The organism is uncultured Clostridium sp. (assembly GCF_900547735.1).
Taxonomy (GTDB): Bacteria; Bacillota; Clostridia; order Lachnospirales; family Lachnospiraceae; genus Otoolea.
Genome location: NZ_URHZ01000061.1, coordinates 1 through 18,487 on the forward strand (window position 1 = coordinate 1; position 18,487 = coordinate 18,487).

General features: G+C 47.4%; 16 protein-coding genes. 15 read left to right on the plus strand and 1 reads right to left on the minus strand.

Annotation, left to right across the window (positions count from 1 at the left end):
• Positions 1 to 178: 178 nt before the first annotated feature.
• Positions 179 to 1,135: a LysR family transcriptional regulator gene (locus tag QZT18_RS17125; protein ID WP_294149710.1), complete on the minus strand. Its 957-nt coding sequence runs from the start codon at positions 1,133 to 1,135 to the stop codon at positions 179 to 181.
• 282 nt (positions 1,136 to 1,417) lie between these two features.
• Between QZT18_RS17125 and QZT18_RS17130 the strand changes: the two genes are divergently transcribed.
• The 15 genes from QZT18_RS17130 (at position 1,418) to QZT18_RS17200 (ending at position 18,453) form a co-directional block, all read left to right on the plus strand.
• Complete coding sequence (locus tag QZT18_RS17130) at positions 1,418 to 2,503, plus strand: hypothetical protein (RefSeq protein ID WP_294149712.1); 1,086 nt, start codon at positions 1,418 to 1,420, stop codon at positions 2,501 to 2,503.
• Positions 2,504 to 2,610: 107 nt separating this feature from the next.
• Positions 2,611 to 3,423: a carbon-nitrogen hydrolase family protein gene (locus QZT18_RS17135; RefSeq protein WP_294149713.1), complete on the plus strand. Its 813-nt coding sequence runs from the start codon at positions 2,611 to 2,613 to the stop codon at positions 3,421 to 3,423.
• Between the two features lie 176 nt (positions 3,424 to 3,599).
• The gene (locus QZT18_RS17140) at positions 3,600 to 4,472 is read left to right on the plus strand and encodes a DUF6282 family protein (RefSeq protein ID WP_294149714.1); all 873 of its coding nucleotides are present in this window, start codon (positions 3,600 to 3,602) and stop codon (positions 4,470 to 4,472) included.
• 138 nt (positions 4,473 to 4,610) lie between these two features.
• Positions 4,611 to 6,335, plus strand: coding sequence for a dihydroxy-acid dehydratase (ilvD, locus tag QZT18_RS17145; RefSeq protein WP_294149715.1), 1,725 nt, complete (start codon positions 4,611 to 4,613; stop codon positions 6,333 to 6,335).
• Positions 6,332 to 7,210 (plus strand): alpha/beta hydrolase, encoded by an 879-nt coding sequence (locus QZT18_RS17150; RefSeq protein WP_294149716.1) that lies wholly within the window; start codon positions 6,332 to 6,334, stop codon positions 7,208 to 7,210. Before ilvD ends, QZT18_RS17150 begins: the two co-directional genes overlap by 4 nt.
• 393 nt (positions 7,211 to 7,603) lie before the next feature.
• The gene (locus QZT18_RS17155) at positions 7,604 to 8,878 is read left to right on the plus strand and encodes a glucose-1-phosphate adenylyltransferase (RefSeq protein ID WP_294149717.1); all 1,275 of its coding nucleotides are present in this window, start codon (positions 7,604 to 7,606) and stop codon (positions 8,876 to 8,878) included.
• The gene (gene glgD, locus QZT18_RS17160) at positions 8,875 to 9,996 is read left to right on the plus strand and encodes a glucose-1-phosphate adenylyltransferase subunit GlgD (RefSeq protein WP_125141274.1); all 1,122 of its coding nucleotides are present in this window, start codon (positions 8,875 to 8,877) and stop codon (positions 9,994 to 9,996) included. Before QZT18_RS17155 ends, glgD begins: the two co-directional genes overlap by 4 nt.
• Positions 9,997 to 10,023: 27 nt before the next feature.
• On the plus strand, positions 10,024 to 10,314 hold the full coding sequence (spoVG, locus tag QZT18_RS17165; RefSeq protein ID WP_125141273.1) for a septation regulator SpoVG: 291 nt from the start codon (positions 10,024 to 10,026) through the stop codon (positions 10,312 to 10,314).
• A 149-nt stretch (positions 10,315 to 10,463) separates the two neighbouring features.
• Positions 10,464 to 11,960 carry a Na+/H+ antiporter NhaC family protein gene (locus QZT18_RS17170; protein WP_294149721.1) on the plus strand — a complete coding sequence of 499 codons (1,497 nt, stop codon included), beginning with the start codon at positions 10,464 to 10,466 and terminating at the stop codon, positions 11,958 to 11,960.
• A 161-nt stretch (positions 11,961 to 12,121) separates the two neighbouring features.
• On the plus strand, positions 12,122 to 12,670 hold the full coding sequence (gene spoVT / locus QZT18_RS17175) for a stage V sporulation protein T (protein WP_125141271.1): 549 nt from the start codon (positions 12,122 to 12,124) through the stop codon (positions 12,668 to 12,670).
• Positions 12,671 to 12,990: 320 nt separating this feature from the next.
• Positions 12,991 to 13,740: a GntR family transcriptional regulator gene (locus QZT18_RS17180; RefSeq protein WP_227033598.1), complete on the plus strand. Its 750-nt coding sequence runs from the start codon at positions 12,991 to 12,993 to the stop codon at positions 13,738 to 13,740.
• Between the two features lie 242 nt (positions 13,741 to 13,982).
• Complete coding sequence (locus QZT18_RS17185; RefSeq protein WP_294149727.1) at positions 13,983 to 15,401, plus strand: gluconokinase; 1,419 nt, start codon at positions 13,983 to 13,985, stop codon at positions 15,399 to 15,401.
• A 50-nt stretch (positions 15,402 to 15,451) separates the two neighbouring features.
• Positions 15,452 to 16,531 (plus strand): TRAP transporter substrate-binding protein DctP, encoded by a 1,080-nt coding sequence (gene dctP / locus QZT18_RS17190; RefSeq protein WP_294149729.1) that lies wholly within the window; start codon positions 15,452 to 15,454, stop codon positions 16,529 to 16,531.
• A 63-nt stretch (positions 16,532 to 16,594) separates the two neighbouring features.
• A complete protein-coding gene (locus QZT18_RS17195) occupies positions 16,595 to 17,179 on the plus strand; it encodes a TRAP transporter small permease (protein WP_294149730.1) in 585 nt (194 codons plus the stop codon).
• Positions 17,176 to 18,453, plus strand: coding sequence for a TRAP transporter large permease (locus tag QZT18_RS17200; protein WP_294149732.1), 1,278 nt, complete (start codon positions 17,176 to 17,178; stop codon positions 18,451 to 18,453). The genes QZT18_RS17195 and QZT18_RS17200 overlap by 4 nt, the downstream gene beginning before the upstream one ends.
• Positions 18,454 to 18,487: the final 34 nt, after the last annotated feature.

Sequence of the window (18,487 nt, forward strand, 5' to 3'; positions counted from 1 at the left end):
GGCACTTACCGAGGTATTTTCGAGGTTAGTGTCCGCTATGTACTCCAAAGAGCGCGAGCGTTTCCCGCAGGAACTTTTTCTGCCCGGATTCCCCACCCGCGATAACCTGAAATCCGGGACTGAAGACTCACAGCCCCCCTCTCACCATCCCGCCCCCGGCCGTCCCAGCGCGTTCTCATTACTCAACTAGAGTTCCCCTTAAATAATTTTCCCCCACCGCCCGTACAGCCATCTCTTCAAAAGCCCGGATGTACAGCGGTTTTTCAATATAGTTCAGTGAAATCAGATCAATCCGGAGGAATTTCTTGAAATTTTTTACAGGAAGAATGTGGATATATTCCTCTCTGCTGCAGTTCATATTATGGCTGTTAATCCGGGATAATAACATATAGGGAGCGATTCCGGCGCCTACTCCCTTGGCGCACAGGGAAATCTGGGTGTCCGTATCGCTGATCTGGTAAGGAGAATAGAGATCAATATGGCACTGATCCAGGTATTCCTGCAGGGCGGAGTTGATGACACCGGTGGAATAGCTCTTGATAAACGGGATATCGGTAAAATGGCGCAGGTCGATCTCGGATGACAGAAAGCTCTCGGACCGCTCTCCGAAACGGCGTTTCAGCAGTCCGTCGGAAATCATAAAGCAGAGCTCGTCCTCACACAGCGGAGTTATGGCAAAATCCTCGGCGTAAGGGGTATTGACGCCCATAAACAAATCAACATTTCCCTTCCTGAGATTTTCAGCCAGGACTACGGTGTCGTTCATGAAAAAGCGGATCTCCACGTCCGGAAAAGCACGGGAGTATTCCGGCATGACCCAGGGCAGGAAGATTTGGGCGCGGGACGCGCTGATTCCCATGGTAAAGCTGCCCTTCATCCCGCTGGCCCGCTTGGCCAGGCTCTCCTGCAGGCTGCTCTCGATGGCCTGGATTTTCTGAAGGGAGTGGAGCATCGACAGCCCGGCTTCGGTGAGCTGGAAGCGGGGTTTCCTCGTAAACAGCTTCACTCCGTAATTTTGTTCCATCCGCTTGATGTGATCGCTGACACACTGCTGTGAGACAAAGGCGCGCTGTGCCGCACGGCTGATGCTCATTTCTTCGGCAACTAATAAAAAGATCTCCTGATTTGACTGCATGGTGTTCTCCTTTCTAAGTGTTTTTAATAACAGGAAAACGGCAGACGGCCGTTCACAAATACTTATACCGCGAAGTACAATTCTTCTATATTAATAAGAATAAGTGAAGTATTAATTAAGAATAATTGCAGTGTATCATGCGAATATAAGAAATACAAGAAAAATATTGTGATACTGTAAAAATAACTTGTTTGATTTTGGCGTTTGAATTATATATGATAATTGTAACAGCTGGGATATGGGTGTACATCGAGAGGTCGATTACAAAATGGAGGGGAAGTTATGGTTGATACAAATGAAAAAATGAGTTGGGTTAATGTTATCAAAATTGCCGGCGTTTTTGTGTCGTGGGCAATCGGATCGGGTTCTGTTACCGGTCAGGCATCACTGCAGTATTTCTGCGGTTACGGCATATGGGGATATGCAGGAATCGTGGTGGAGGCGCTGCTGCATCTGTTCCTGTTGATTTCGTTTTTTAAACTGGGCCACAGAAAGCAGTTTAAGAGTCCGCTTGATATTTTTACGTACTACTGCGGAGATAAGGTTGGTAAAGTATTCCAGCTTCTGGCAATGGGACTTTTATATTCGGCTCCCGTTGTTATGATTTCCGGTTTCGGCGCGGCGCTCAACCAGCATTTCGGCATGCCGTCACGTCTGGGTTCCGTTCTGCTCGGAATTTTATGCCTGGTTACAATTCTTCTTGGACTTAAAAAACTTGTCGACATTATCGGCAGTATCGGACCGTTCATGATTGTCCTGACAATCGGAACCGGTATTTATTATCTGACACAGCATATGGGCGGAGTTGCCGCAGGCATCGAGATGGCGCCGACTCTGGGTCTTTCAAGAATCGCACCGACATGGTGGCTGGCCGGATTATATTACACCACCTGTACACCGCTGCAGTCGGCTCCGTTCTTCTCGGCTACGGCTAAGAGCTTTAAGGTAAGGAAAGAACTGATTTACGGCGCAGTCATGGGAGTCATTTTCTATGCAGCGGCCGATATCGTTATGGCATCCGCACTTTTTGCCAACATCGAGGAATTCAGCACAATGATGATTCCGAACCTTTACCTGGCAAATACAATCTCTCCAATCCTTGGATTTATCTTTATCATTGTTATATTTATGGCGATTTTCTCATCCTGTGTGCCGTCCATGTTTACGCTCTGCGCATCATTCTGCGAAGAGAAAACACCGGCTTACAACAAATTTGCGGTTATTTTGGTCATTGCATCCGTTCTCTGCTCCATGCTTCTTCCGTTTGACAAGCTTCTGGGACTGGTATACGGCGTATATGGCGTGCTCGGCGGTATCTTTGTATTATTTATGATAGCAAAACAGATTCAGGAGAAAAAAGCAGCATAACGGTTCGGACGGAAGCTGCGGTACCGTTATGAAACAGCATTACTACGACAGCATTATTAAAATATCATAACGGTTCGGCACAAAGGGATAAGTTTACAGGAGGTAAGATGGATCAATTTAAAATAGCACTGGTTCAGTCATCGTGGGCATTGGGGGACGTGAAAGCCAATGTCCGCAAGGCGGAAGAAAAGATCCGCGAGGCGTGCGGCAAAGGAGCCGATTTCGTCTGTCTGCCCGAAGGCTTTAATACGGGATATTACTGTTTCGATTATGAGACGATGAAAAATGCGGCCGAACCCCTGGACGGAGAAACAATTACTAAGATGAGAAGTCTGGCAAAGGAGCTGGGAATCCATCTCCTGGCGCCGATTATGATGACGGCCGGCACCGGAATTGTCGAAAACACGGCGGTTCTGATTGACGATGAGGGCGTTGTGCTCGGCCATTATTCAAAATCCCATCTGGTAGGGGCGGAACAGCTTCATTTGAACAGGGGAAGAAAATTCCCGGTATTCCGGACAAAATACGGAACCATCGGCATTGTCATCTGCTATGATATCTGTTTCCCGGAGACAACCCGTATCCTGGCGCTTGAGGGGGCGGATCTGATCCTGTGTCCGGCGGCATGGAGGGACGGATCTTATTTCAGGGACTGGCTGAACCAGGTGACGGAGGTGCGTGCACTGGACAACAATGTCTTTGTGGCGCTGATAAATTTCACGGGAGAACTGCCTGATTCGCCGTTCTGCGGATGCAGCCAGGTGGTAAGCCCGATTGGAAAGGTGCTGGGAAGATGTTCACCGGATCGGGAGGAAATTCTCTATCAGGATATTGATATGAGCATGGTGCACAAAGAACGGATGGGAAATACGGTGATGATCGACCGTCATCCGGAATTATATTCACGTATTACCGAGTAGCGGACTTCCGCTAAACGTCGGGAGGACAGTAAAAATAGACATTGAAAAGCCGGTGATTCCATGTATCCATGGATGCCGGCTTTTATCATCTTATCATTGCCGTTTGCGGCTCATTGTCAAGGATAAACCTGGAGCATACTTTCCGGTGTTTTTTCGTTGGGCAGAAGGGAGATATTATGGAACATGACAGGACAGAGCAGGTAAAGGATATGCTGAATGGCGCGTATGACCTTCACGTACACCCGGCGCCGTCGGCATTCAGCCGGGCGCTGGACGACTGGGAGCTGATGCAGGAGGCGGACGAGGCGGGGATGGCCGGCGTCCTGATTAAATCACACTATGGCTGCACGGCCGCCAGGGCCGCGACGGTCAACCGAAAGAGCGGCTGCCGGGCAAAAGCGTACGGCGGTCTGGCTCTCAATTGGCCCACGGGCGGACTGAACCCCTATGCGGTGGAAAACTGCCTCCATGAGGGAGGGATTCTCATATGGATGCCCACCCGGGACGCCGGACATTGCCTGGAATTCGGGCCGATGCCCGGAGATTTCTTCAGCCGGCCGGGCATTACGATCCTGGACGGGGAGGGAAGGATTCTTCCGGAGGTTTATGAGATTATGGACATTGTTAAAAAATACGGAGCATATCTTGGAACCGGGCACTTAAGCCGGGAGGAATCGGTACGGCTCTGCCGCCTGGGAAGAGAGCGCGGGGTAAATATGATACTGACGCATCCCGAGTGGAGCAGAACCAGAATTGAAGGCGCCATGCAGGCGGAGCTGGCGTCCCTGGGAGTTGTGATTGAAAAAAACTGGGTCAATCTGGCGGAAGGCACCGTAACCGCGGAGGAAATGGCTGCAAATATCCGTCTGTCGGGGGTGGAACACACCTACATTGCGACGGACAGGGGGCAGAAGGGATTCGAACATCCGGTCCGCGGAATGGAACTTTTTATGGAAACACTTCTCGAATGCGGATTCAGCGAAAAAGAAATTATCACGATGTCCCATACCGTACCGTCAAGTATTGTGAACCGTCAGGCAGCATTTTAAAATACACAAGCAATAACTTGTTTATATCCAAAAAATACTTGTTTGATATTGGAAAGAGAACGTTGTATATTAAAGATAAGAAATGAAGCGCCAAACAGACAGGCGCTGGTCAACAAATTAAAATGAGGAGGATTTCGAATGGATGAATCAAGATTCCAATACAGCGAATACAAAAGCGGCGAACTGATTAACGGCATCGAGCGTTCCGCCCACCGCGCCCTGCTGTACAGTACAGGCCTTGATACGGACGACTTACATAAACCGTTGATTGCCGTGGTGAATTCCTTTACCGAGATGGTTCCCGGCCACATTCATCTGCGGGAGATAGCGGAGCATGTGAAAGCGGGAATTTGGGAAGCGGGGGGCATCCCGCGTGAATTCAGCACCATAGCCCTTTGCGACGGTATCTGCCAGGGACACCGGGGAATGAGTTACCCTCTCCCCAGCAGGGAAAATATTGCCGACGCAGTAGAAATGATGATAGAGGCGCACCATTTTGATGCAATGGTTATGCTGCCGGGATGTGACAAGATTGTTCCCGGTATGATCATGGCGGCGGCCAGAGTGAACATTCCCGCAATCATCCTGCCGGGCGGTCCGATGATGGCAGGAAGCTATAAAGATAAAGAAGTCATAACACTGACCGACATGAGGGAATTTATCGGCCAGGTCCAGACCGGAAAAATGTCGGTGGACGATCTGCTGGAGATTGAAAAGAGAGCGCTTCCGACTTACGGAACATGCGCTATGCTCGGAACGGCCAACTCCATGAGCTGTATGGCGGAAATCCTGGGACTGGCGCTTCCGCACAGTTGTACGGCCCTCGCCGTGTCGGCCGATAAGCGCAGATTTGCAAAACAGTCGGGCAAACGCGCCGTGGAGATGATTAAGGAAGACTTGACGGCCAGAAAGATTCTGTCCAGGGACGCCCTGTTAAACGGCATCAGCGCCGCCATGGCAATGGGAGCATCCACCAATACGGTTCTTCATCTGATGTCCATTGCAAATGAGGCCAAGGTGAAGCTGGATCTGAAAGATTTCGACCGCATCAGCCGGAAGGTTCCCTATCTCTGCAACCTCAAGCCGTCCGGAAAGTATCCTCTTTCCGTCCTGCATGAGAACGGCGGGGTTCCGTCCGTGATGAAGGCAATCGAGAGCAGACTGGAACCAAACCACATGACGGTGACCGGAAAGACGATGATAGAAAATCTGAAGGACGTGCCTCTTGTGGAAAACGACGTGATTTACCCATTTGACGAACCTAAGAATGAAGAAGGCGGAATCGCCGTCTTATACGGCAGCCTGGCCCCGGACGGAGCCGTGGTCAAAAAATCCGGCGTAAAGCCGTCCATGTACCAGTTTACGGGACGCGCCAGGGTATTCCATTCCATGGAGGATGCGAGCCATGCCGTTTCAACGGATCAGATTAAAGAGGGTGATGTGATAGTCATCCGCTATGAAGGCCCGAAAGGCGGACCGGGAATGAGGGAGATGCATATGACAACCTCGCTTCTGGTAGGAAGAGGAATGGACGAGAGCTGTGCCCTGGTTACGGACGGACGATTCTCAGGTTCCACGAGAGGACCGTGCATCGGCCATATCTCCCCGGAAGCGGCAGCGGGCGGACCGATTGCCGCCGTGGAGGACGGAGACAGGATTATTATCGACATTCCGAACCGCAGACTGGATTTGGATGTGCCGGATGAAGTAATTAAAGAGCGCCTGAAAAAGGTGAAACCGCTTGTAAAGCCCAGAACGCCCGCACTGGAGAAATACGCCGCCCTGGTTACATCAGCCGATCAGGGAGCGGTGCTGAGAGTGCCTGACATATTAAAAAATGAGATTAACGGGGGAACGAAATGATAACAAAACCGATGTACTTTTACAGCAACTGTTACCGTCTGGCGGCTGCACTTTACCTTCCGGACGACTATAAAGAGGGAGAGAAACTTCCCTGTATTATTCCGAATTCCGGTTATATCGGACTAAACGCAATTTATCCCGCATTATTTGCCCGCGCCCTGACAAAGAGAGGCTACGCCTGTCTTGGCTTTGATTACCGTGGTTTCCTTCAGAACGAGGGACCTGCCGGCGTATGTAAGCTGGATGAGCAGGTGGAAGATATCAGAAATGCCGTCACCTTTGCCGGCACACTTCCCGAGGTAGACGCAGACCGGATTGGGCTGCTTGGCTGGGCCATGGCGGCAGGCCTTTCCTTCAGGGAGGCACAGCTTGATAAACGCGTAAAGGCAGTCGCAGGTTTGAACGGCTTCTACTGCGGCGAGAGATGGCTCCACCAGGTCTTCTCCCATGTAGACTTTGTCAAGATGCAGAAAGAGATTGGGGAAGAGGAGATCCGGATTGTAAAGGAAGGCACGAGACGGTTTGATAATCCGTTCCACTTTTATCCGCTGGATCCCGATACCGAGGAAGTTGTCCATGACAATCTCTATACGGTGGATGGCTACGGACAGGAGATTTCCCTGGAACTGGGCCGTTCCCTGATGGACTTCAACTCCGAGAAAAATATCGAGGACGTGAAAGTACCGGCCTTCATCGGACACGGCAAATACAACCTGCTCCACCCAATCAGCGAATCCGAAATATTTTACGATAAGCTGCAGTGCGAAAAAACCTTCTATGCAATCGAAGGAAAGCACAACGACTTCATGTTTGACGATCATGAAGTATTCGAGAATCTGATCGATGAGCTGGATCGATTCTTTCAGAAAATCTAAACTCACTGTTTCAGGGGGGTCCCCATTGCCAGATATTGGCTTTGGAGACTCCCTTTTTTCGTGCTCCAACTGTGTTCCACATATTACCAGAGACAAAACCCCTGTTTTCCTGCGATAATACTCAAGTTAGAAAAGACTAAGCACATGCCGTCCGGTGGGGAAAATACGAAGGGCCGCCCGGCTGATTGCGCGAATTTTAACGAAAAAAGGTATAAATAGAGGAAAGAGAGAGGTGGATTTGAAAAAATATAACGAATGAAAGTAGAGAAATGTCGGAAAATGCACAAAAAAAGTTCAAATTCTAGTAAAGATTTGTTCACTATTTCGAAAAAGTATGGTATAATAGAAAACACACAAACAGCTACACAAATCTACACATCGAGGGGTGATATCGTGATTAAAAAAGAAATGATTGCTATGCTCTTAGCAGGAGGACAAGGCAGCCGGCTTGGCGTTTTGACTCAGAAGGTTGCGAAACCCGCAGTTTCATTTGGCGGTAAATACCGTATTATTGATTTTCCGCTCAGTAACTGCATCAATTCCGGAGTAGATACAGTCGGAGTTTTAACACAATACCAGCCGTTGCGCCTGAATGCGCATATCGGTATTGGTATTCCATGGGATCTTGACCGTAACGTAGGCGGGGTTACCGTTCTTCCTCCGTATGAGAAAAGTATTGGAAGTGACTGGTACACCGGAACAGCGAATGCGATCTATCAGAATCTTGAGTATATGGAGAATTACAATCCGGAGTATGTCCTGATTCTTTCCGGCGACCATATTTACAAGATGGACTATGAGGTAATGCTTGAATATCACAAAGCGAATAATGCAGATGTTACAATTGCCGCCATGCAGGTTCCGATTGAGGAGGCCAGCCGTTTCGGTATTGTTATCACAGACGACAATAACCGCATTTCGGAGTTTGAGGAGAAACCGGAGAACCCGAGAAGCAACCTGGCGTCCATGGGTATCTATATCTTTAGCTGGCAGGTGCTCAAAGATGCACTGATCAAGCTGTCGGAAGAGCCTGGATGTGATTTTGGAAAACATATTATTCCGTTCTGCCATTCAGCAGGTAAGAGAATTTTTGCATATGAGTACAACGGATACTGGAAAGATGTTGGGACTTTGGGATCCTACTGGGAAGCCAATATGGAATTAATCGATATTATCCCCGAGTTTAACTTATATGAAGAATATTGGAAGATTTATACCAAGAGTGACATTATCCCTCCTCAATACATATCTGAGAATTCAAAGATTGAGAGAAGCATTATAGGCGAGGGAACGGAAATCTACGGTGAAGTCAGCAATTCTGTGATTGGAGCAGGCGTTACAATCGGAGAAGGCGCCGTAATCAAAGATTCCATCATTATGAAGGGAAGTGTAATCGGAGCGGGAGCCGTAGTGGATAAAGCCATCATTGCGGAGGATGTTACGGTTGGAGAAGGCGCAGTGCTCGGAGAAGGCGAGATGGCACCGAGTAAATATGATCCGAAGGTATATCAGTTTGAACTGGTGGTGGTAGGAGAGCGTTCCACGATTCCCGGCAAGGTCAGAATCGGAAGGAATACGGCGATTTCCGGAGAGACCACACCGGATGATTACCATGGCGGAGTACTTGAAAGCGGCGATTACATAATAAAGGCAGGTGGAGTACAATGAGAGCAATTGGTATTGTTTTAGCAGGCGGCAACAGCAAGAGAATGAGAGAGTTATCCAACAAGAGAGCGATCGCTGCAATGCCTATTGCAGGCAGCTACCGCAGTGTCGATTTTGCTCTGAGTAACATGAGCAACTCCCATATTCAGAGTGTTGCAGTGCTTACACAGTATAATTCCCGATCCCTGAATGAACACCTCAGCTCTTCCAAATGGTGGGATTTCGGCAGAAAACAGGGCGGCATGTATGTGTTCACGCCTACGATTACGGCGGAGAGCAGCGACTGGTACAGAGGAACGGCAGACGCCCTCTTCCAGAACCTGGATTTTCTGAAGAAAAGCCATGAGCCTTATGTAGTTCTTGCCAGCGGCGACGGAGTTTATAAACTTGATTATAATAAAGTACTTGAATATCATATCGAGAAGAAAGCGGACATCACGGTAGTATGCAAAGAGATGGGACCGGAGGCCGATGTCACAAGATTCGGTCTTGTGAAGACCAACGACGACGGCCGTATCACCGATTTTGAAGAGAAACCGATGGTTGCCACCTCTAACACGATCTCCTGCGGTATTTATGTAATACGCAGACGGCAGCTCATTGAGCTGATCGAGCGGTGCGCAGCGGAAGACAGATATGACTTTGTCACGGACATTCTGGTGCGTTATAAGAATCTGAAGCGTATTTATGCATATAAGCTGGGGACTTACTGGAACAATATCGCTTCTGTAGACGCATACTACAAGACCAACATGGATTTCTTAAAACCGGAAGTAAGACATTATTTCTTCAAAGAGTATCCGGAGATTTATTCCAAAGTAGACGACCTGCCTCCGGCAAAATACAATCCGGGAGCGGTAGTCAGGAACAGCCTTGTATCCAGCGGATGTATCCTGAACGGAACGGTGGAGAATTCAGTTCTTTTTAAGAAGGTTTACGTTGGCAACAACTGCGTAATCAAGAATTCAATCATTTTAAACGACGTATATATTGGGGATAACACTGTAATCGAAAACTGTGTTGTGGAGAGCCGAGATACCATCCGCGCCAACACAACGCACATCGGCACACCGGACAACTTAAAGATTGTCATCGAGAAGAACGAGCGATTTACATTATAATGAACAGACGGGAGAGGGGTTAGATTTATGCAGATTACGGACGTAAGAGTAAGAAGAATTGAAAAAGAAGGCAAGATGAAGGCCATCGTATCCATTACGCTGGACAATGAATTTGTAGTCCACGACATCAAAGTGATAGAGGGGGAGAAGGGACTGTTCATCGCAATGCCTAGCCGCAAAGCTGCGGACGGTGAATACCGTGATATCGCGCATCCAATTAATTCCTGTACGCGCGACATGATTCAGAGTATTATTCTTGCCAAATATGAAGCAACTGCCCTGGAGATGGCTGACGAAGAGGCACACGAGCAGGCTTGACAGGTGCATAGATACGAGAAATACGTGAAAATTGCATAAATATAAAAGAAAATGCCCCGGGGTGCTGGACAAAGCAGCCGGGGCGTTTTATTATATTATTTATACAAAAAAATTCGCGTATGCGAAAATAAAACCAGGGGGACTATAATATGAGCGGTACTATATTTGCACTGATTCCGCCAATCGTAGCAATCGCGCTGGCGTTGATTACGAAAGAGGTTTATCTGTCACTGTTGATTGGAATCCTGTCGGGCGCATTTCTCTTTACCGGAGCGAACCCGATTCACGCGGTCGAAACCGTTATTGCAATTATGGGGGACAAGATTGGCGGCAATGTCAACATTCTTCTGTTCCTGTCATTCCTCGGAATTGTTGTGGCCCTGATTACCAAATCAGGAGCATCCAGGGCATACGGAGAATGGGCGGCCCACTCCATCAAAAGCAGAAGAGGCGCGCTCCTTGCCACCATGTTTCTGGGTTCCCTGATTTTCGTGGATGATTATTTTAACTGTCTGACCGTCGGAACCGTTATGCGTCCGGTTACGGACAAGCATAAGATAACGAGGGCAAAGCTGGCTTACATTATCGATGCCACTGCCGCTCCTATCTGTATTATTGCGCCGATATCGAGCTGGGCTGCGGCCGTGGGCTCCTCTCTTCCCGAGGGCAGCGGCGTGGACGGATTCGGACTGTTCCTGCGGACGATTCCGTTTAACCTTTATGCCATCCTGACGATTATTTTCATGCTGTTCATTATCATCGGCGGATTTGATTTCTCCGCAATGAAGAAGTACAATGAGCGGGTGGAACGGGAAGGAAAAGAAAAGACCATCGATGCGGATGCGGTTACCATTGCAGGCAACGGCAAGGTAATCGATCTGGTAGCGCCGATCCTTGTCCTGATTGCGTTCTGTGTCAGCGGCATGCTGTATACGGGAGGAATTATGGACGGTGCCGGAATCGTAGAGGCGTTTGCCAACTGTGATTCCGCACTGAGCCTGGTGCTGGGCTCCTTCTTCACCCTGGTATTTATCTTCATCTTCTACCTGGTGAGAAGAGTCATCCACTTCAGTGAATTCTGCGAGAGCTTTACCATCGGCATCAAGGCAATGATTCCGGCCATTATGATTCTGTGCCTGGCATGGACCCTGTCCGGTATCTGCAGCGCCGATTACCTGAATATCGGCGGTTATGTCGGTTCCGTTGTCGGCGGAAGCGCTCTGGTGGGAGCTCTGATGCCCGCCATCATGTTCCTGGTAGCCTGCGGACTGGCATTCTCCACGGGAACTTCCTGGGGAACATTCGGTATCCTGATTCCTATCGCCTTTGCAGTGGTAGGACCGGAGAATATGAACTCACTGACCATCTCCACATCGGCTATCCTGGCCGGAGCGGTCTGCGGCGATCACGTTTCACCGATCTCCGATACGACGATCCTGGCATCGGCAGGAGCGCAGTGTGACCATATCAACCACGTTTCCACGCAGATTCCGTACGTACTCTGCGTAGCGGGATGCTGCGTCATCGGATATCTGGCTGCCGGCATTACCCAGAACGGCTGGATCGGCACCCTGACGGGCCTCATCGCCCTTACCATCGTCCTGATTATCCTGGACCGCAGAAACAATCCGAAGTTCGCGCGGTGACACGGCGGGAACGCTGATTAAATGTATACACTGAAAAAAGAACCGGCTGAATTCGAATTATAATTTAATTTGCTGGTATAAATTCCTCTGTTTTACAGATACTACATTTATGTAAAACGATACAGATAAATGTGGAAAATGTAAGATGGAGGAATTTTTGTATGAAAGCTACAGGTATAGTCAGAAGAATTGATGATTTGGGCAGGGTGGTAATTCCAAAGGAAATCCGCCGGACTCTTAGACTCAGGGAAGGTACTCCGCTTGAAATATTTACGGACAGAGAAGGAGAAATAATCCTTAAGAAATATTCACCGATGGTAGAGCTGGCCGCATTTGCCGTTCAGTACGCGGAGGCAATGGCTCAGTCCACCGGACTTATGGTATGTATCACAGACCGTGATCAGGTTATCGCCGTATCGGGAGGCCCCAAAAAGGATTACCTCCAGAAGCCGGTCAGCAGACAGCTTGAGAATGCAATCACGGAGCGTATGACAATCACAGCGGTGAAAGAGGACAAGAATTTTATCACCGTTGTATCAGAAGAACCGGAAGGAACTACGGCTCAGGTTGTAGTTCCGATTATCTGTGAGGGAGACGCAATCGGAGCGGTTGTAATCCTTGGAAGAGAACCGAGAACCAGATTTGGTGATACGGAAGTGAAGCTTGCGGCTACGGCGGCAGGGTTCCTGGGAAGACAGATGGAAGGGTAACTTGAAAAACCAGGTGAAAAATCCATATGAGTTAGTACATTATTGTTCACACCGCAGCCAGAGGGCGGCTGTGATGTGAACGGTAGTGACAGGGCCGCATTTCGTGGCCCTTTTTTGATTCATAGGAAATTACGTCCTATGAATCAAAAACGCTTCGCGTGCTTCTCCTTGATTTTCCCAAAAAGATGGGATAAACTTATCAATAGGACAAGATGTGGAAAAAAATCCTTTTTTGAAATTTTTAAATTTATATGTGGTATATTACAAGCTATTATATCGGGCGGAGGATATCTGCTTATACATATTGAGGAAGGATACGTATGGGAAGAAAAAAGGAATTAAAAAAAGATCAGGATGATGACCTTATGGAAATCAGGGAACCGGAGGAAGGAAAGAAAGAGACACTGGTGGATATTATCTGCCGGAACATCCGCAGGGATATTATAGTAGGCGAGCTTACCCCCGGAGAAAAGGTAATGGCGAAGGAACTGGCTGAGAGGTACGGTACATCGGAAACACCGGTAAAGCTGGCGCTGAACCGCATGATTTCAGAAGAAGTTGTAGAAAATTTCCCGAGGCAGGGAATGGTAATCAAGCCTATTACAATCTCTGATGCGGAAGAGATATTCGATCTGCGCTTAATGATGGACCTTTATTATACAAAACAGATTATTGAGGCGGTAAAGGTCAATAAGACACTGCGCAGGGAACTGGAGCAGAATATCGAGGAACACGAAGAGATAATGAAAAAGTTTATCGACACAAACGACGTGGAACTGTTTCTCCAGGATTACAACCATGACTATGAATTTCACAGAATATACCTGAAGTGTTCCGGCAACCAGAAGCTGGTGGGGATGTATAAGCGGATCAATCCGTTTATCTACTCCAATTACATTTTCCGCCGTCAGTCCAAGGAGAAGGATATGGCGGGCCTGGAGGAACACAAGGCGATTTTCAATGCAATTGTGGATGGGGATGAGGAACGCCTGAGAGAGTGTATCAGAATACATATGCAAAATGCAATAAAGTCAATTACGGTAATTATGAAGTGCGAAAGAATTAAATAAAGTCACGGACCGGATGAAGAAGTGCAGCGATCGATTCCCAAAAAAGGAACGTTCGCTGCACTTTTTGTATGCTTGTGAAGAAACTGTGAAATATAGACAAAAATATTAATTTTTTTTAGGAGTTTTAACGCTATTTTTTTGATTAGAAATAGGATAGAATTTTTAATATACAAAATAAAATTTTATTTTTAAAATAAAAAATTTTTTTGAGGAAAATAACAGACGGAAGGATAGACGGTGATATGAAAATACTGGTTTTGGAATCATCGACATCGTCGGCAAAAGCAATGCTTTATGATACAGATAAAAAGCAGTCTTTTGTAAGGACGAGACCGTATCCGGGGATGTTTGATAATACAACCGTTCACAATGCTCAGACAGTTTTTGAAGAGACTCTGTCAGTTGCCAGAGAACTGCTGGATGGCCGTACGGACATTGACATGATATCACTTGGGGGAACATGGCATTCTCTCTGCCTGATGGATTCGGAAATGAATCCCATGACACCGGTGCTTCCATGGTGCTATACAGGAGCTTCCGGTCTATGCAGGGAAATCAGGCAGGAGCAGGATTACGTCCGCAGTTATTACCATAAGACGGGATGCATGGTAAATGCGATTTATCCGTTTTTTAAACTTCGGATGTTTAAGGACATGGGATTTGACTTAAGCCAATATATAGCGGCGGGACAGAATGTATATAATACATACAGAATGACAGGCAGGAAAGCAGCGACGGAATGTGTGGCTTCGGGAACAGGCCTGATGAACATTTATACGAAGCAATATGAACCGGATTTATTGCGGGAGCTGGGAATTACAGAAGATTCCCTGCCGGAAATTGTACCTTATGACAGGATATATCCCTTATCGAAAGATGCCGCTTCTTATCTGGGACTGAAGGAAGGGACGCCCGTGATTCCATCCAATTCGGACGGCGGGTTAAACCAGATTGGGGTCGGCGCCCTGAAGAAGGGTGTTATGACATTTTCGGTTGGTACCAGTGGGGCCATCCGCCTGACTACATCAAAGCCGATTATTCCGGATGAACCGTCCACATGGTGTTATCTGTCACCAAAGTCATGGATGTCGGGGGCGGCTACCTCGGGAGCCTGCAATTGTATCGACTGGTTTAAAGAGAAATTTGCAAAGGCAGAGTCATACGCGAACCTGGAGACAGGATTTAATACAGACAGTGAATCACCCGTATTTCTGCCATTTGTGTTTGGGGAACGGTGTCCGGGATGGAACGATGACAGGCATGGCGTATTTGAGAATCTGAGTGCATCAAGTACGGTTCAGGATTTATACAGGGCGGTGCAGGAAGGAGTCTTATTCAATCTATTTCAATGCTATGAGACACTGACGGCGGTCAACGGTGTGCCGGAACACATTAAACTGTCCGGAGGAATACTCAATTCGCCGCGCTGGACACAGATGTGCGCCGATATTTTCGAAAAAGATATGGAAGTGGACAAGCTGGCTCAAAGCTCTCTGATGGGTGGTGTGGTTCTTGCCATGGAACTAGCCGGAGAGATAAACAGTGTGGAAGATTTCAGGGTGGAGCCGGTTTCGGTGATTAAACCGAATCCGCACCGTGGGGAAATTTACAGAAAGCGATATCAGAATTATTTGGAATGTTACCGAACATTTATCAAATAAAACCAATTTCTGCCTGAAAGCAGAAAAAAATAAAAAAGGAGAGAGAAGATATGAAGTTGAAAAAAGTATTAGCATTAACATTGGCAGCATCTATGGTGATGGGAATGACAGGGTGCGGTAAGAAGGAAGCACCGGCAGGTGACACAGCAGCACCGGCGGGCGACACGGCGGCACCGGCAGGGGATACGGCGTCTGCAGAAGCAGGTACATCCGGTGAAGTAATTAATTTCCAGTTGTCTTTAGTTGACCCTGAGACATCCCCCTACGGAAAAGGTGCAAAAAAGATTGCCGAGGAAGTAGACAAGGCGACAAACGGAAGAATTAAGATCACGGTAAACGCAGGAGGAGCGCTCGGCGGAGAAAGAGATACAATTGAGCTGGCAATGTCCAATAACCTGGATATCGCAACGGCAGCCAACTCCGTACTGACCAACTTCATCCCGAACATGAATATTCTGGATCAGGCTTACCTCTGGACAGATGTTGAACAGGCACATGCAGCGGTAGACGGAGCATTAGGAGATCTTATCAAGAGAGATGCTGAAAAACTTGGCCTTCATGTAATCGGATTTATGGAGTCCGGCTTCAGGGATACATTCTCAACAAAACCAATCGAGAGTCTTGATGATTTTAAGGGCATTACTATCCGTACAATGGAGAACAAATATCATCAGGCGGCATTTAAAGCATTTGGCGCTATGCCGATCGCAATGAACTACAATGACGTATTCACAGCTCTTCAGCAGGGAACCATCGATGCGGCTGAGAACGCACTCTGCAACTGCTGGAACTCCGGATACTATGAAGTGACAAAAGACATTACAAAGACACAGCATGCATTCGTATACATTGTTCTCTGCATGTCCGACAAAGCTTGGCAGCAGATTCCGGAAGACTTACGCCAGCCATTCCTTGATGCGGTTCAGAGAGGCGTTGATGCGGAAAGACAGTACTTAGTGGAAGAGAATGCAGAAGCTGAAAAGAAATTAATTGATGCAGGCGTTACAATGCATGATATTAATGTAGAAGAACTTCAGGCTGCATATAAGGTTCAAGCCGAAAAAGAAGGATTCACATTTGATCCGGAATGGCAGGCAGCAGTAGACGAAGCGATTGCTTCCGTAAAATAAGACATATTTATAAGGCCGGCGGATCATTTAATCGGCCGGCCTTTAAAGTCAGAGGTGATGACAATGAAAAAAACAAACTATTTGCAGAAAATGGAAGACGTGATAATTGTTATTACATTTATTGTCATGACATTATCGGCCTTTCTCCAGGTTTGTAACAGGAATATCACAAAGATACCTGTTACAGGGTTTGAAGAATTATCAAAATACTGCATGATTTATATGGTTCTTCTGGGAACCGAGATGGGGCTTCGGGACGGGACTCAGATTGCAGTGACGGCGCTGCAGGATAAACTAAAAGGAAGATCAAGGCTTACAATTTTAATACTCATTAAAGCTATATTAATTCTTTTTGCAGCGGTTATGTTTTATCAGTCCATTGCCCTGTGTGAAATACAGTTACGATCGGGCCAGACTTCGCCGGGACTTGGCGTACCCATGGTGGTTCCCTATTTTGCCCTGCTGCTGTCCTTTGGAATTATTACCATTGTACAGTCTGTCGGAGTGATTCAGATGCTGATTGCATTTGTAAAGGGAAATACGGAAAAATATGAATTTGTAGACCTTTCTATGGACAATGCAAAAAAGCTTGTGAAAGAGGAAGAAGAGAAGTTAAAGAGTGATACGAAGGGAGGCGGAAAGGCATGACAGGATTTTTATTGTTTGGAACGTTTATCGTTCTTCTGATACTTGGTGTGCCGATTGCAGTTTCCCTTGCAGTGGCTACAATGTCGGCCATTGTTTTCTCACCGGACATCACGCTTACACTGAGTGTGGTAACGCAGAGAATTTTCGGCGGGCTTGATTCCACATCCATTATGGCAATTGCGTTCTTCGTACTGGCAGGAAATATCATGACGAAAGGCGGTATTTCAAGACGTCTTGTAGAATTTGCAAACTGTATTGTTGGAGGATTCCGCGGAGGAATGTCTCTTGCCATGGTACTGGCCTGTGCTTTTTTTGCAGCCTTGTCGGGTTCAGCGCCTGCAACGGTCGTGGCAATCGGAGTTATGCTTTATCCTGATATGGTACGCCTTGGTTATTCCAAAGAAAGGACAGCAGGTCTTCTGGTGGTGGCCGGAGGATTGGGGCCGATTATCCCGCCGTCTATCATCATGGTGGTTTACTGTACCATTACGGGAGCATCCGTAGGAAAGATGTTCAGTGCCGGTATGGGAATCGGATTTATGATAGTAGCGGTTTTAATGGCAACGATCATATTCTATGCCCACAGAGAAAAATGGCCTAAAACTTCGAAAAAAATGACAGCCGGGGAACTTGGGAAAAGTTTCATAAATGCAATCCCTGCACTGATTCTGCCGATCATTATCCTGGGAGGAATATATTCGGGTATTTTGACTCCTACGGAGTCGGCTGCTGTTGCAGTTATCTGGGCTTTGATAGCCGGTATGTTTATATATAAAGAAGTAAAACTGAAAGATTTATACCAGATTTTCCTGGAATCGGCAAAATCATCGGCGATGGTTCTCTTTATCATTGCTACGTCTACCGCATTTGCATGGCTGTTTGCATTCGCAGGAATCTCGGCTCAGCTTGTCGCATTTGTAAACGGGCTGAACTTAAGCGCAACTACATTCTGCCTGATTACTGCAATTATTCTGCTCATTTTCGGTACATTCCTGGAGGGTATTGCAACAGCGGTTCTGATGGTGCCTGTGCTGTGGCCGATTGCCCAGAGTTTTGGAATCGATGTAATCCATTTTGGCATGATTGTTTCTATTTCCAACGTAATCGGAACAATGACACCGCCTGTAGCCGTAAATATATTCTCGGCATCATCCGTTTCGAAGCTTAAAATGGGCGCGATTGCCAAAGGCCAGATGCCGTTTTTCATCGGATATGTAGCCGTATTTTTCTTAGTTGTACTCTTCCCGCAAATCACGGCGCTCTTTGCCGGTTGATTTTAACGGAAACACGATAAGTCGGAATAACCGG

What these genes read in the sequence shown, in the direction of transcription:
- QZT18_RS17125 (WP_294149710.1), bottom strand. Translation starts at nt 1,135, where the DNA reads ATGCAGTCAAATCAGGAGATCTTTTTATTAGTTGCCGAAGAAATGAGC.
- QZT18_RS17130 (WP_294149712.1), top strand. Translation starts at nt 1,418, where the DNA reads ATGGTTGATACAAATGAAAAAATGAGTTGGGTTAATGTTATCAAAATT.
- QZT18_RS17135 (WP_294149713.1), top strand. Translation starts at nt 2,611, where the DNA reads ATGGATCAATTTAAAATAGCACTGGTTCAGTCATCGTGGGCATTGGGG.
- QZT18_RS17140 (WP_294149714.1), top strand. Translation starts at nt 3,600, where the DNA reads ATGGAACATGACAGGACAGAGCAGGTAAAGGATATGCTGAATGGCGCG.
- ilvD (WP_294149715.1), top strand. Translation starts at nt 4,611, where the DNA reads ATGGATGAATCAAGATTCCAATACAGCGAATACAAAAGCGGCGAACTG.
- QZT18_RS17150 (WP_294149716.1), top strand. Translation starts at nt 6,332, where the DNA reads ATGATAACAAAACCGATGTACTTTTACAGCAACTGTTACCGTCTGGCG.
- glgD (WP_125141274.1), top strand. Translation starts at nt 8,875, where the DNA reads ATGAGAGCAATTGGTATTGTTTTAGCAGGCGGCAACAGCAAGAGAATG.
- spoVG (WP_125141273.1), top strand. Translation starts at nt 10,024, where the DNA reads ATGCAGATTACGGACGTAAGAGTAAGAAGAATTGAAAAAGAAGGCAAG.
- QZT18_RS17170 (WP_294149721.1), top strand. Translation starts at nt 10,464, where the DNA reads ATGAGCGGTACTATATTTGCACTGATTCCGCCAATCGTAGCAATCGCG.
- spoVT (WP_125141271.1), top strand. Translation starts at nt 12,122, where the DNA reads ATGAAAGCTACAGGTATAGTCAGAAGAATTGATGATTTGGGCAGGGTG.
- QZT18_RS17180 (WP_227033598.1), top strand. Translation starts at nt 12,991, where the DNA reads ATGGGAAGAAAAAAGGAATTAAAAAAAGATCAGGATGATGACCTTATG.
- QZT18_RS17185 (WP_294149727.1), top strand. Translation starts at nt 13,983, where the DNA reads ATGAAAATACTGGTTTTGGAATCATCGACATCGTCGGCAAAAGCAATG.
- dctP (WP_294149729.1), top strand. Translation starts at nt 15,452, where the DNA reads ATGAAGTTGAAAAAAGTATTAGCATTAACATTGGCAGCATCTATGGTG.
- QZT18_RS17195 (WP_294149730.1), top strand. Translation starts at nt 16,595, where the DNA reads ATGAAAAAAACAAACTATTTGCAGAAAATGGAAGACGTGATAATTGTT.
- QZT18_RS17200 (WP_294149732.1), top strand. Translation starts at nt 17,176, where the DNA reads ATGACAGGATTTTTATTGTTTGGAACGTTTATCGTTCTTCTGATACTT.